12 protein-coding genes are annotated in these 13623 nt (G+C 66.8%); 8 read left to right on the top strand and 4 right to left on the bottom strand.

All coding sequences use genetic code 11. The features are described from left to right. Nucleotides 1-11 precede the first annotated feature (11 nt). Complete coding sequence (locus tag AAFP35_RS01555; protein WP_419219758.1) at nt 12-560, bottom strand: hypothetical protein; 549 nt, start codon at nt 558-560, stop codon at nt 12-14. A 156-nt stretch (nt 561-716) separates the two neighbouring features. Next, the gene (locus AAFP35_RS01550; RefSeq protein ID WP_419219757.1) at nt 717-1133 is read right to left on the bottom strand and encodes a hypothetical protein; all 417 of its coding nucleotides are present in this window, start codon (nt 1131-1133) and stop codon (nt 717-719) included. 75 nt (nt 1134-1208) lie between these two features. On the opposite strand from AAFP35_RS01550, the gene AAFP35_RS01545 reads away from it, so the two are divergent. Genes AAFP35_RS01545 through mnhG form a run of 6 tightly spaced genes read left to right on the top strand, consistent with a single transcriptional unit; the run spans nt 1209 to nt 7767 of the window. Then, nucleotides 1209-4115, top strand: a complete 2907-nt coding sequence (locus AAFP35_RS01545; RefSeq protein ID WP_419219755.1) for a Na+/H+ antiporter subunit A — start codon at nt 1209-1211, stop codon at nt 4113-4115. Continuing rightward, nucleotides 4112-4780, top strand: coding sequence for a Na(+)/H(+) antiporter subunit C (locus AAFP35_RS01540; protein ID WP_419219754.1), 669 nt, complete (start codon nt 4112-4114; stop codon nt 4778-4780). Before AAFP35_RS01545 ends, AAFP35_RS01540 begins: the two co-directional genes overlap by 4 nt. After that, nucleotides 4777-6390 (top strand): Na+/H+ antiporter subunit D, encoded by a 1614-nt coding sequence (locus AAFP35_RS01535; protein WP_419219753.1) that lies wholly within the window; start codon nt 4777-4779, stop codon nt 6388-6390. The genes AAFP35_RS01540 and AAFP35_RS01535 overlap by 4 nt, the downstream gene beginning before the upstream one ends. After that, complete coding sequence (locus AAFP35_RS01530; protein WP_419219752.1) at nt 6387-7178, top strand: Na+/H+ antiporter subunit E; 792 nt, start codon at nt 6387-6389, stop codon at nt 7176-7178. The genes AAFP35_RS01535 and AAFP35_RS01530 overlap by 4 nt, the downstream gene beginning before the upstream one ends. After that, nucleotides 7175-7438, top strand: a complete 264-nt coding sequence (locus AAFP35_RS01525; protein ID WP_419219751.1) for a monovalent cation/H+ antiporter complex subunit F — start codon at nt 7175-7177, stop codon at nt 7436-7438. The genes AAFP35_RS01530 and AAFP35_RS01525 overlap by 4 nt, the downstream gene beginning before the upstream one ends. Further along, nucleotides 7435-7767, top strand: coding sequence for a monovalent cation/H(+) antiporter subunit G (gene mnhG, locus AAFP35_RS01520; protein ID WP_419219750.1), 333 nt, complete (start codon nt 7435-7437; stop codon nt 7765-7767). Before AAFP35_RS01525 ends, mnhG begins: the two co-directional genes overlap by 4 nt. A 263-nt stretch (nt 7768-8030) precedes the next feature. Here the strand turns inward: mnhG and AAFP35_RS01515 are convergent, their stop codons facing one another. Next, the gene (locus AAFP35_RS01515; protein ID WP_419219749.1) at nt 8031-8840 is read right to left on the bottom strand and encodes an alpha/beta hydrolase fold domain-containing protein; all 810 of its coding nucleotides are present in this window, start codon (nt 8838-8840) and stop codon (nt 8031-8033) included. A 41-nt stretch (nt 8841-8881) separates the two neighbouring features. Further along, the gene (locus AAFP35_RS01510) at nt 8882-9778 is read right to left on the bottom strand and encodes an IclR family transcriptional regulator (RefSeq protein WP_419219748.1); all 897 of its coding nucleotides are present in this window, start codon (nt 9776-9778) and stop codon (nt 8882-8884) included. Between the two features lie 103 nt (nt 9779-9881). On the opposite strand from AAFP35_RS01510, the gene AAFP35_RS01505 reads away from it, so the two are divergent. Both AAFP35_RS01505 and AAFP35_RS01500 read left to right on the top strand, forming a co-directional pair. Further along, the gene (locus AAFP35_RS01505) at nt 9882-12734 is read left to right on the top strand and encodes an SDR family oxidoreductase (protein ID WP_419219747.1); all 2853 of its coding nucleotides are present in this window, start codon (nt 9882-9884) and stop codon (nt 12732-12734) included. Beyond that, complete coding sequence (locus tag AAFP35_RS01500; RefSeq protein WP_419219746.1) at nt 12731-13591, top strand: SDR family NAD(P)-dependent oxidoreductase; 861 nt, start codon at nt 12731-12733, stop codon at nt 13589-13591. Before AAFP35_RS01505 ends, AAFP35_RS01500 begins: the two co-directional genes overlap by 4 nt. Nucleotides 13592-13623 lie beyond the last annotated feature (32 nt).

Here is a 13623-nt window from a genome sequence, read left to right as displayed (position 1 = left end):
TGCCGGTCGCGTTACGCCCCGGCGGAACCCTGCGGTGCGGCCGTCTGCCCCGGGTTCTGCTGGGTCTGCCCCTGCTGACCGGGGACCTGACCCTGCTGGCCGGGCATCTGTCCCTGCTGATCCGGCACCTGGCCCGTGCCACCCTGACCCGGCATCGGCATCTGGCCCATGCCACCCTGGCCTCCCGGCATCGGCATCTGACCCATGCCACCCTGGCCACCGGGCATCGGCATCTGACCCATTCCGCCCTGACCACCCGATCCCATGGCGCCGCCCGGCCCCATGCCGCCACCCTGCATGTTCATCCCGGGTCCCTGATCCGACGACGAGCCGGAATCGCCGACGACGTAGCCGACGCCGAATCCGATCAGTGCGAACACCACGGCGATCCCGATGCCTCCGGCGATCACCGCGTTGCGCACCTTGTCGGTGACGCCGTTGCCGGTCTCGGCCACCGGCTGCGGTGTGATGGGTTCGGTCGGCGCGTGCTCGTCTATCCGCTGCTCCGACGGGTCGCTGGTCTGGGGCTCGGCCATGGTCGTGCCCTGAGGTGTGGACATCGGTGTCACTCGCTTTCTACGAACGAAAATGTGAGTTCCACCGTGCTGACGGCACCTGGCCGATTTCTGCCGCGGGACTGTCAGTTGTCTGTGAATCGGACGAAACGGTCGAGACCTGCGACCCGACCGCACGGTCGAGAGCTGTGACCCGACGGCTCAGACGCTGACCTGATAGAACACCGACGCTCCGCCGCCTGCGGCTCCTGCAGCTGTCCCGACCTGTACCCAGTAGGTGGTGCCGCCTTTCGCCGCGGACAGGATCACCACCTGCTGACCTCCGTCGCCGCTGCGCTGCGACTCGGTGTAGCCGTCGTCGGTGAGTGTCTTCACCGCAGCATCGAGGACGTTGCCGTCCTCACGCGCGCCCTGCACCGTCACCGACCATCCGTCGGCGCGATTACCGTCGGCCGACAACACCGTCCCGTCGACGATTGGAACCTGCTCGACCGGAAAGTCTTTCGGGAGGTCAGCGCCGCGCGGAGGGTCGTCCTGTGCTGTTCCGCATGCGGCCACGAGCACGGTCATCACCAGCAGCGCGAGGAGCAGCCGGGCAAGCCGAGCGAAGCGAGACATGCCCGCAACGGTAAAGTAGGCATCACGGGCATTGCCCGTGACACCCCGCCCGACCACGAAAGACGGTGTGCCCACTTGATCTCTGTGCTTGCTGCGCTCGCGCTCTGTGCGCTGCTCGCACCCCCCGTGATCAAGTGGCTGGGCACCCCTGGCTTCTACGTCCTCGCGCTCGCGCCGGCCGGTGGGCTGGTCTGGGTCATCCTCAACTGGCCCCAGCAGGGAGCGACGCCCAGGGTCGAGACGATCGAATGGGTGCCGGTCCTCCAGATGGACATCGTCACCCGTTTCGACACCCTGAGCGCGATCCTCTCGGTCCTCATCCTGGGCGTCGGTGCCCTGGTGCTCTGCTATTGCGCCCACTACTTCGACGACGCCCGACCGCGGGTCGCTGTGTTCGGCGGCGAGATGATCGCCTTCGCCGCGGCCATGTTCGGCCTGGTCATCAGCGACAACATGCTGGTCATGTACGTGTTCTGGGAACTGACGACGGTCTTGTCGTTCATGCTCGTCGGTTTCTATCGGATTCGTGCGACCGCCCGCCGCGCGGCCACCCAGGCGCTGCTGGTCACCACGGCCGGCGGGCTGGCCATGCTGGTCGGCATCGTCATGCTGGGTGAACGGACCGGCAGCTACCTGCTCTCGGATCTGCTGGCGAATCCGCCTGCCTCGGGCGTCTTCGTCGACTGCGCGGTGGTCCTGCTCCTCATCGGTGCCCTCAGCAAATCGGCCATCGTCCCGTTCCACTTCTGGCTGCCGGGCGCGATGGCCGCCCCCACGCCGGTCAGCGCCTACCTGCACGCGGCAGCCATGGTGAAGGCGGGCATCTACCTGATCGGTCGTCTCGCGCCCGCGTTCTCGACCACCCCGAGCTGGCACATCTCGGTGGTCGTCCTCGGCATGATCACCATGGTCATCGGCGGCTGGCGCTCGCTGCGCGAACTCGATCTCAAACTCATCCTCGCGTTCGGCACGGTGTCGCAGCTCGGGTTCATGGCGGTCCTGCTGGGCATCGGCGACAGCAACGTCGCCATGGCCGGCCTCACCATGCTCATCGCGCACGCCCTGTTCAAGGCATCACTGTTCATGGTGGTCGGCATCATCGACCACGCCACCGGTACCCGCGACATCCGACGACTCGCACGTCTCGGACATCGTGCGCCCGTCCTCGCATTGACCGCGGCGGTGGCCGGCGCCAGCATGGCCGGACTGCCGTTCACGATCGGCTTCGTCGGCAAGGAGACCGCCTTCGGTTCGGTCTGGAACAGCGGGGCCTATCAGGTCTGGCAATCCGAGGTCATCGACATCGTGCTGTTGGTGGGCTCGATCATCACGTTCGCCTACACCTGCCGATTCCTGTGGGGCGCGTTCGGGCGCAAGGTGCGGACCACGCCCAGCCCGGCGGTGGCCAAGATGCACTCGCCGACACCGATGTTCCTGGCCGCGCCGGTCCTGCTGGCGGTTGCCGGAGTCGTCGCCGGACTGCTCAGCCCATTGATCGGCGACGTGTTCGAACCGTATGCGCAGACGCTGCCCGGCTATGGGCACGAGCTCGAACACCTGGCCATGTGGCACGGACTCGGACTGCCCGTCTACTTCTCCATCATCGTCGTGGTCGGCGGTGCGGCACTGTTCCTGGTCATCCGTCGCCTGCGCGACGTGCTGTTCCGCTACCGTCCGATCCTCAACGCCGACCGCATCTACGACGCGACACTGCGCGGTGCCGACACCCTGTCGCTCATGCTGACCCGCAACACCCAGCGCGGCTCGCTGCCGATCACCCAGGGCGTCATCCTGTCGACGGCCATCCTGTTGCCGGTCGCGGTGCTGTTCTGGGGTGCCCGCAGCCGAGTGGAGGTCGCCGGTTTCGACTCGATGATCCAGTTGGTGATCGGCGGCATCCTCGTCGCCGCCGCGCTGGCCACCACGGTCATGCGCAACCGACTCGCGGCCACCCTCGTCGTCGGCATCACCGGCTACGGCACCGGCATGCTGTTCGCGCTCTACGGCGCACCGGACCTGGCGCTGACCCAGTTCCTGGTCGAGACGCTGACGCTGGTCATCTTCGTTCTCGTGCTGCGCAAGCTGCCCGCCGAGCCCGAACCTCGCCACGCCACCGGCTTCCGTGCGCTGCGGGCCCTGATCGGCATCGCCTTCGGCGCCGCGCTCGTCGCCATCGGCCTGTTCGCCGCGGCAGCACGCTCCGAGCAGCCGCTGCACATCGACCTCCCGGAGGCCGCCTACAAGTTCGGCCACGGCGCGAACGCCGTGAACGTCCTGCTCGTCGACATCCGCGCCTGGGACACACTCGGCGAGGTCTCGGTGCTCATCGTCGCCGCCACCGGTGTCGCGTCGATGGTGTTCCGCAACCGACGCTTCGGCGCGGCGCCTCGCGTCGCCGACGCGGCCCGCCTGCAAGCCGGCATCAACGGCGACGACGACCCGATCCCGCCCGATCGCACCACCTGGCTGCTGGGCAGCGACTTCCGTGACCCGCGCCATCGGTCGATGGTTCTGGAGGCCACCACGCGCCTGATCTTCCCGACGATGGTGGTCCTGTCGGTCTACTTCTTCTACGCGGGCCACAACGCACCCGGCGGCGGATTCGCCGGCGGCCTGACCATGGGCCTGGCACTCGTGCTGCGCTATCTGGCCGGTGGGCGCTACGAACTCGGTGAGGCGTTGCCGATCGAGCCGGGCCGCATCCTCGGCGCCGGACTCACCATCTCCGCGGTGACCGCGGTGGTGTCGCTGTTCCTCGGTGCGCCCGCACTGTCGTCGGCGGTGTTCGAGGTGACCGTGCCGGTACTCGGCGACGTCAAGCTGGTGACCGCACTGTTCTTCGACCTGGGCATCTACCTCATCGTCGTCGGACTGGTCCTCGACATCCTGCGCAGTCTCGGCGCCCGCCTCGACGTGGAGTCCGGTGACATCGCCAACTCCCCCGCACCCGTGGAGACCCCGACCGAGGAGGTGGTCCGATGAGCATCAACCTCGGACTGCTGATCGTGGTCGGCGTGGTCGCCGCCTGCGGTGTGTACCTGCTGATGGAACGCAGCCTGATCCGGATGCTGCTCGGACTCCTGTTGTGCGGCAACGCCATCAACCTGCTGATCATCGTGGTGTCCGGGGGCATGGGCAACCCGCCGATCATGGGTCGCGCCTCGGAGAGCCGCGCGGCCGACGCCGACCCGTTGGCCCAGGCGATGGTGCTCACGGCGATCGTCATCACGATGGGTATCGCGGCGTTCGTGCTGTCGCTCGTGTACCGACTGTTCGTGATCAACCGTGACGACGACGAAGTGTCCGACGATCCCGAGGACCGCAAGATCGTGACCGGTTCGCTGCTCGACGCGCCCGACCGCGACCGCAGCGACGATCCGGTCACGCTCGCCGACACCACGGCAGGCGATTTCTTCGACGACGAGGGCAATCCACTCACCCCCGAGGAGTTCGCCACCCTCCACCAGAAGGTCATCGAAACCGACCTCATGCCCGAGGACTCCGACGTCGTCGACGAAGACGTCACGGACGAGGACGTCACCGACGACGAACCGGACGACATCGACCCGGCGGACGAGGACGTCGCCACCGATGCCGGTGGTGTCCCGATCGACGAGTCGGACCGAGCAGATGGAGACGACCGATGATCCCGCAGCCGTCGTGGGTCACGGTTCTCATCGTCCTGCCCACCCTGGTCCCCATCGGCGGGGCCGCGTTGACCATGCTGCTCGGCCGCAGTCCCACGTTCCAACGGGCGATCACGGTCGGCGCGATCTCCGTCGCGTTGATCGCGTCGGGCATGCTGCTCTACCTGACCAACGAGCACGGGACCTTCGCCGTCGCGATCGGCGGCTGGGGCGGCAAGGGCTACCCGAACGGACCGTTGGGCATCACCCTCGTCGTCGACCAGCTGGCGGCCCTGATGCTCGTGGTCTCGACCATCGTGCTGTTGTGCGTGGTGCTCTACGCCATCGGTCAGGGTGTCCGCGACGGGACCGAGCAGCAGCCGGTGTCGATCTTCTTCCCGAGCTACCTCATTCTCACCGCAGGCGTGTGCAACGCCTTCCTGGCCGGCGACCTGTTCAACCTCTACGTGTCGTTCGAGGTGCTGCTCGCGGCGAGCTTCGTACTGCTCACGCTGGGCGCCAGCGCCGACCGTGTGCGCGCGGGCGCGTCGTACGTGATGGTGTCGATGGTGTCGTCGTTGATCTTCCTGGCAGGCATCGCGTTCGCCTACGCGACGACCGGCACCCTGAACCTCGCAGAGATGGCCGCCCGCCTCGACCACGTCCCCGACGGCACGCGTAACGCCCTGTTCGCGGTCTTGCTGGTGGCCTTCGGCATCAAGGCGGCGGTGTTCCCGCTGTCGACGTGGCTGCCCGACTCGTATCCGACCGCACCGGCGCCGGTCACCGCGGTGTTCGCCGGCCTGCTCACCAAGGTCGGTGTGTACGCGATCATGCGCACGCACACGCTGCTCTTCCCGGGCGGTTCGATGGACAATCTGTTGCTGATCGCGGGTCTGCTCACCATGTTGGTCGGCATCTTCGGTGCGATAGCGCAGTCCGACATCAAACGTCTGCTGTCGTTCACCCTGGTCAGCCACATCGGCTACATGGTGTTCGGCATCGCCTTGTCGTCGCAGTTCGGGTTGTCGGCGTCGATCTATTACGTCGCCCATCACATCCTGGTGCAGACGACGCTGTTCCTGGTGGTGGGTCTGATCGAACGGCAGGCCGGGTCGTCGTCGCTGCGCAGGCTCGGTGGTCTCGTCGCGAGCCCGGTGCTGGCCGGTCTGTTCCTGATACCGGCCCTCAACCTCGGTGGCATCCCGCCGTTCTCGGGGTTCATCGGGAAGGTCGCCCTTCTCGAGGCGGGCGTCCAGGACGGGTCGGTGCTGGCCTGGGTGCTGGTCGCCGGGTCGGTCGTGACGAGCCTGCTGACGCTCTACGTGGTGGCCCGTGTGTGGACGAAGGGCTTCTGGCGTCCGCGTGCCGACGCCCCCGAAGGCGATCTGGCCGACCGCGCACCGTCGGCACTGATCGACGAGAGCGCCACCGACATCGCGTTCGACGACCGCGAGGACGTGGGCCGGATGCCGATCGGCATGGTCATCCCGACGGTCATCATGGTGGCCGCAGGACTCGTGCTGACACTGTGGGCGGGCCCGATCATCGGCTTCACCGACCGCGCCGCCACCGATCTCACCGATCGGGGTATCTACATGGAGGCGGTACTCGGAGGTGACGACAAATGACGACGCCACGTTCGACCCAACGGTCGTCGCTGCGCGCCCGCATCATCGTCGTCTGGCGCGCCTCGCTGCTGTTCCTGTTCTGGAACACCGTCAAGGTCTGGGTGTGGGGACGCGAACACATCGGTTTCCCGCGCTGGCTCGGTAGTGACGGGCGTGAGGTCGCCGTCCGTCTGTGGAACCTCGCATGGCTGACCTTCGTCTGGGTGCTCCTGTGGGGCACCATCTCCTGGGCGAACATCGTCGGCGGCCTGGTAGTCGCCATCGCGGTGGTGACGTTGCTCCCGCTGCCCCGTGTGCCCGTCGAGGGCCGCATCCATCCCCTGGCATTGGTCGTGTTGGTCGCGAGACTGCTCGTCGACTTCGTCATCTCCAGCACCCAGGTCGCGTGGGCCGCCGTCCGGCCGGGCCGACCGCCGCTGGGCGCGGTGATGCGGGTGCGGGTGGCGATCAAGTCCGATCTCGTGCTCACGCTGGCCGTCGACTATCTGAACCTGGTGCCGGGCACCATGGTCCTCGAGATCGATCACCGTCGCCGCATGCTCTACATCCATGTGTTCGACGTGCGCACCGAGAAGAAGGTGAAGGCGTTCTACAAGCAGATCGCCTTCGTCGAGCGGGCGTTCATCCGGGCCTTCGAACGTGACAGCGAGTGGCATCCGAGCCCCTATCACGGCATCGACGACGACTATCACCACGTCCGGCACACCGACCGGGCCCGCGTGCGCGCGGGTACTCGACTCGAGACCATCTCCGAACAGTCGGACACGACCGACGGGAGCACCCGATGACCTACGTGTGGGTGATCGTGAGCGCGATGCTGATGGCCGCGGCGGCGCTCACCACGATCCGTGCCCTGCGCGGCCCCACCACACTGGATCGACTCGTCGCGCTCGACACGATGATCGCGCTGTGCATGTGTGGGCTCGGCGCGTGGGCAGCCTACAGTCGGGACTCCACGGTGGTCCCCGCCATCGTCGCGCTGTCGCTGCTCAGTTTCGTCGGGTCGGTGGCCATCGCCCGCTTCCGCGTCCGGGATGACCAGGCATGATCAGCGACATCATCTCCTCGGTCCTGCTCATCACCGGTGCCCTCCTGGCCCTGACCACGGCGATCGGGCTGCTGCGCTTCCCGGACACGCTGAGCCGCATGCACGCGTCGACCAAACCGCAGACCTTCGGGCTGTTGCTGATGCTCACCGGGGCCATCATCCGCCTCGGCGACAACGTCGACATCGGCATGCTCATCCTCGCCGGCCTGTTCGCCTTGATGACAGCCCCGGTGATCGCGCACCGCATCGGCCGTCTGGTCTACCAGGAGCAGCGGGCCCGCGACGGACTCATGGCGCGCGACGACATGGAATCGGGCAACCGCGACTGACGGCCGCACGCGGCCGAGCGTCCCCTCCCCGCGACAGCAACCGGATTTCCGCCGAGAGCAACCGATTTCGCGCTGACAGCAACCACTGTCGGCCGCCTCCGAGCCTTCGCTGTCGAATCGGCGGGTGCTGTCGGCGTGAGGGCGGGTGCTGTCGGCGTGAAATCGGTTGCTGTCAGCGTGAGGGCGGTTGCTGTCAGCGTGAGGGCGGTTGCTGTCGGCGTGTGGGCGGGTGCTGTCGGCGTGAAATCGGTTGCTGTCGCGAGTCAGGCAGTCGGGGCGAACAGTTCGGCGAGTTGCTCGGACATGTGGGCGATCGCCGATCGTGAGGCGTCGGTCGACGGATAGGCGAGGTTCCAGATGTGTGGCTGGCCGGGATGCACCGTCAGGCGTACATCGGCCCCCGAGGCTGCGGCCACCCGCGCCAACAGCACCGAGTCGTCGCGCAGCACTTCGGTATCGCTCACCTGTACCACCAGCCGGGGCTGTCCCGCCCAGTCGCCGAGCACCGGCGACACCAGTGGATCGGTGGCCGGATGGCCGGACAGATAGTCGGCGGCAGCTACGGTCGCCTGCGACAGCGAGAACCGTTCGTCGGTGGGCGCATTCTCGTGAAAGCTCTCCGCCGCGTTGCGCAGGTCTGCCCACGGAGAGAAGAGGAATGCCCCCGCGGGTCGCGGCAGATCGAGCTGCCGCAGACGTAGCAACAATGCCGCGGCAAGGCCACCTCCTGCCGAATCACCCCACAGCGCCAGGCGTTCCGGATGAACCGTGTCGCTGATCCAGCGGTATGCCGCCAACGCATCGTCGAGCGCAGCCGGGAAGGGCGCCCGGGTGGAGAGCCGGTAACCCACCGAGTACACCTGCATCCGGCAGGCCGTCGCGATCCGGGAGACGCTGTCCGCGAACATCTCCGGCGAGCCCTTTCGGTACCCGCCGCCGTGGAAGTGAATCAACGCGGTGTCCACCGGAGCATCGGACGGCGTGATCCGCAGCAACGGCACCGGCGCCGCGCCAAGGCTGGTGACCTCCACATCGATCGGCGAATCCGCTGCAGCAAGGTCGGTTTCGGACAAGGTCGACTCCCCTCCTGGTCGCGGTCGATGACGAGCCGGTGCTAGATGGGATCGGACCAGTCGTGGTTGGGTACCCGACCACCGATCTGCCTGGTCAACAGTTGGGCCGATGCGATCACCGGCTGCGCCGCTGCGGGGATGTCGCCGCCTGTGAGGCTTCCGAGATGAAGCAGTGTGAGACAGAAGGCAACCCGGCCGTCGGGGCCGAAGACGGGCGCCGCGATGTTGCCGACCACATAGTCGGCGTCTGACTCCATCTCGAGGATGGCGTAATCGGGTTGTTCCTCGAAGAACTGCGCGATCGCCGCTTCTCGCAGGGAGGCGTCGTTGGGACGTTCGGCGAGATCGCGGGTCAACGACCGACGCACCGGCGTGGGGTCTTCCCGACCGATCGTGTAGCCCCGCCGCCGAACCTCGTGCCCGTAGGCGGTGATGTACTCGGCCACTCGTTCCTGCAGGCTGTCGGGAACCTCCGTCAGCCATTCACGTACCTCTGCCGGCGCCATCCACGCCATGAACGGCTGCCCGAACGGCGGCACGAGCGGTATGCGCTGACCGGGCGCGAGATCGAGTTGCCGACCGGTCGGCCTACCCTCCACCGCGATACAGAGGATGTCGCGGCCGACCAACATCGTGCCGGAGCACTCGCAGCCAGTGGCCGATGCCAGATCCACCAGCTCGGCGCGGGCCAGGTCGATGACCGGATTGGCAACGGACGCAGCATGTCCCGCTGCCGCCACGGCCGGCCCCAGGGTATAGGTCTTGTGCCGGGGATGCCGGCTGACGTAGCCGCCGTCGCTCATCGACTTGAGCACCGCGAACATCGATCCCGGACTCACATCGAGCGCCTTGGCCAACTCGCTGAGTGTGAACGAGTCGCGTTCGTTGACGGTCAGAAAGTCCAACACCTGCAGTGCCCGTATCGCCGAGAGGGCCATGGATCTCCTAATTCTGTGAACGCCATTGACGCGATCTTCTGCCGAGGCTAGCGTAATCGATCACGTGTTGAAACTGTTTTCGAAATGCTGAAATGAGAATCGCATGACGGAAGAATCATTCACTCGGCAGGCCCTGAGGAGCTGCAACCTCCACGCTCTGCGGCTCGCCCTGCTGCATGCGACGCGCGATCCCGCCCTGGCCGCGATGACACTCGAATTGGTACCCATCAGAAGCGGCGCCGCGTTCGAGATGACGATCGCCGAGGAGTTCCACGAAGATCTCTTCCGCCGCGCCGAGCGATTCCTCGCGACCGAAGCCGACGGCTACGTCCCGCGCGCGCTCGACGAGAGGGGACTCCGCGAGATGATGGAGCTCGCCCTCGGGCACGAGCTGACCGACGCGGAGTTCGCGGTCGCCCGAACCATGCCCGCCATCGACGAATTCCCGCTCTTCGCCGACTGGACCGGCGCGCGTCCGCAGCGCGCCGACCACTTCTCGGTGGCCATCATCGGCGCCGGGCTGTGCGGGATCGCGATGGGTGTACAACTCGAGCAGCTCGGCATCCCCTACGTCATCTACGAGCGTCGCCCCGACGCGGGCGGGACCTGGGCGATCAACACCTACCCCGATGCGCGCGTCGACACCGCGAGCACCACCTACGAATACAGCTTCGTCAAGAACCATCCGTGGTCCGAACAGTTCGCCCGGCAACCCGAGGTGCGCGCCTACCTCGAGATGGTCGCCGCGAAGTACGGTGTGCTCGAACACATCCGCTTCGAGACCGAGCTCACCGCAGCCGAGTTCGACGAGGAGTCGTCGTCGTGGCGGCTGCGTGTGAGGGACGCCCACGGCGTGGTGACCTCGGTCCGCAGCAATTTCATCGTGACCGCCACCGGCTTGTTCTCCACCCCGAGACAGCTTGCCGCCGAAGGGATCGACAGCTTCACCGGCGATGTCATCCACACCACCGAGTGGACCGAACGACACACCGCCAGAGACAAGCGCGTGGCCATCATCGGCAACGGGTCCACCGGCGTCCAACTCCTCGCGCGTATCGCCGAAGTCGCAGATCACGTGCACGTGTTCCAACGAACACCACAGTGGATCGCACCTCGCGAGGGTTACGGCGAACCGGTGAGCCCGGAGATGCGCTGGGTCCTCGACAACATCCCGCACTATTGGAACTGGGCCCGCACCACCGCCCTCAAGCCGAACAACCCACGTGACACCATTGCGCCCGATCCCGAATGGCAGTCCGCCGGAGGGATTTTCAGCCGGAGCAACGACAGGCTCCGAGAGAACCTGACGGGCTACATCAAAACCCAGGTCGACAACCGGCCGGATCTCGTCGAGAAACTCGTCCCCGACTACACGCCGGCCGCGCGCCGACCGATCGTCGACAACGGGTGGTATCGATCGCTGACGCGGGACAACGTCGAGTTGGTCACCGATCCGATCGATCGCTTCACCGCTGATGCCATCGTCACCTCGGACGGTACCGAACGCGCGGTCGATCTCGTCCTCACCGCCGTGGGCTTCGAGGTCACGAAATGGCTGTGGCCCATCGATTTTTGCGGCGTCGGAGGTAGACACATCGAGGAACGCTGGAACCGTCCGGGCGGCCCTCGGGCATTCCAGGGGCTCGCGATCCCCGAGTTCCCCAACTTGTTCGTCCTCTACGGCCCGAACGCACAACCGGCCACCGGCGGCGGGATCGGAGTCGGCGGGCTCCCGGCGTGGATGGAGACCTGGGTGGGTTACATCGCCCGGGTGATCGTCGCGGTTGTAGAGGACGGTCATCTCTGCGCCGAGGTGACAGACGAAGCGTTCTGGGAGTACAACAACGCGGTCGACGACGAGGCGAGCAAGCTCATCTGGCTCGATCCCGCTGCGAATCCCGAGCGCAACTACTACGTCAATGAACACGGCCGGCTCGGCACGAGCACCCCGTTGTCGGGGTTGGAACTCGGGACCCGATTCCTGCACCTGGATCGAGGCCACTTCAGATTCTCCGGTGTGCCCCAAGGAGCATCCGACCGGCCCGAGGACCGGGGAGCCACGAGAGGCCGAGGCCACCGGCCACACGCGATCCACCATCCGCCGACCAGAGAGAGCACACCGAACATGATCGATCTGGGCCTCGAAGGAGCCCGGGCCGTCGTCGTCGGCGCCGGGTTCATCCCCATGCGCGCCGGACACGGCCGCGGCTGCGCACTCCAATTGGCACGGGCGGGCGCCCGGGTGGCATGCATCGACAAGGATGCCGGCCGTGCCGAGGAGATCGTGCGCGAGATCGTCGAACACGGCGGCGATGCGTTCCCGATCGTCGCCGACGTGCTGGACCCCGAGCAGGCCCGCGCCGCGATCGACGAAGCCTCCCGGCGGATGGACGGGATCGACGTCTGCGTGGACATCGTCGGCCAGGCCCACTGGAACAAGGCCGCGGACATCCCTGACACCGAATGGGATTCGCAGATTCTCGTCAACCTCACACAGGTCTTCTACGTCTTCCGCGCGACCATCCCGCATCTGCTGCGCAACGCACGCGGCGGATCACTCGTCGCCCTCACATCGGTGGACGGAATCGGTTCGTCTCGCTTCCACGCCGGCTACGGCGCGGCGAAAGCCGGGCTGATCTCGCTGGTGAAAACGATGGCCGACGAGTACGGCAGGCACGGCGTCCGGGTCAACGCGGTTGCGCCCGGGAACGTCGGCGGCGGCAACTGGGACCTACCGGAGATCGGATTCGGAGAGGACGTCGTGAACGCACTCGCCCCACCGCGTGGCCGCGACGTCGCCGATGCGGTCCTGTTCCTCGCATCGGGACTGGCCACCAAGATAACCGGCCAGACGCTCGTCGTCGACGGTGGCGCCCTGATCCAGAGTCCCTGGCGCATGACCGAGGACCAGATCGGACGCAACGCCGCGTTCTCGAACGCGACCACGCAGTCATGACCACCGCCACGGGGGCGCGGCGGTACGACGGAGAGAACCGACACACCATGCCCGATGACCGGTATCTCGGCGTCGTCGACACGTTTCTGGTCACCGGCAAAGTCGCCCTGGTCACCGGCGCCGGCGACGGGATCGGACAGGAGACCGCGCTGGTACTCGCCGCCGCCGGGGCACACGTCATCGCCACCGACGTCGACGACGACGGACTCCGCAACACCCTCGTTCTCGCCGGAGAGCGAGGGATCTCGATCACCACCCGCCGTCTGGACATCACCGATCCCGCAGAGATCGCAGACACCGTCGAACATGTTGTCGCCGAACATGATCGGTTGGACATCCTCGTCAACGCGGCCGGTGTCATGATCATGCGAGACGCCCTGGAAGTGACCCCGGAGGAACTCGACAGAGTGCTCCGGATCAACGTCGGGGGCACCTTCTTCGCATGCCAGGCGGCCGCCCGCGTCATGACCACGGGTGCGAGCATCGTCAACCTGTCGTCGTCCATCCAGGACCGCAGCAGTCCCGGACGGATCACCTATGCGATCTCGAAAGGCGGTGTGGCGCAGCTGACGCGCACGCTGGCCCTGGAACTCGGCCCCGCCGGGATACGGGTCAACGCGATCGCACCGGGGTGGGTCGAGACCGGGATGACCAGGCAGCACTGGACGCACACCGACGGCAGCATCGACGCCGCGGCACGCGAGTCATATCTGGCGACGATGGCCTCGGCCTCGCCGCTGTCCCGGGTCGGAACCACCCGCGACATTGCCCTGTCGGTGTTGCAGCTGGCATCGGACGCCGGCGCATTCATCACCGGGCAGGTCGTCCGGGTCAACGGCGGATCGTTCATGGCATGACCGCCCGCGCTCGGACAAGCCCGACAACACGA

Origin of the sequence: Gordonia sp. CPCC 206044, assembly GCF_048537895.1 — a bacterium.
Classification (GTDB): Bacteria; Actinomycetota; Actinomycetes; order Mycobacteriales; family Mycobacteriaceae; genus Gordonia.
This window is presented reverse-complemented; position numbering and strand designations above follow the sequence as displayed.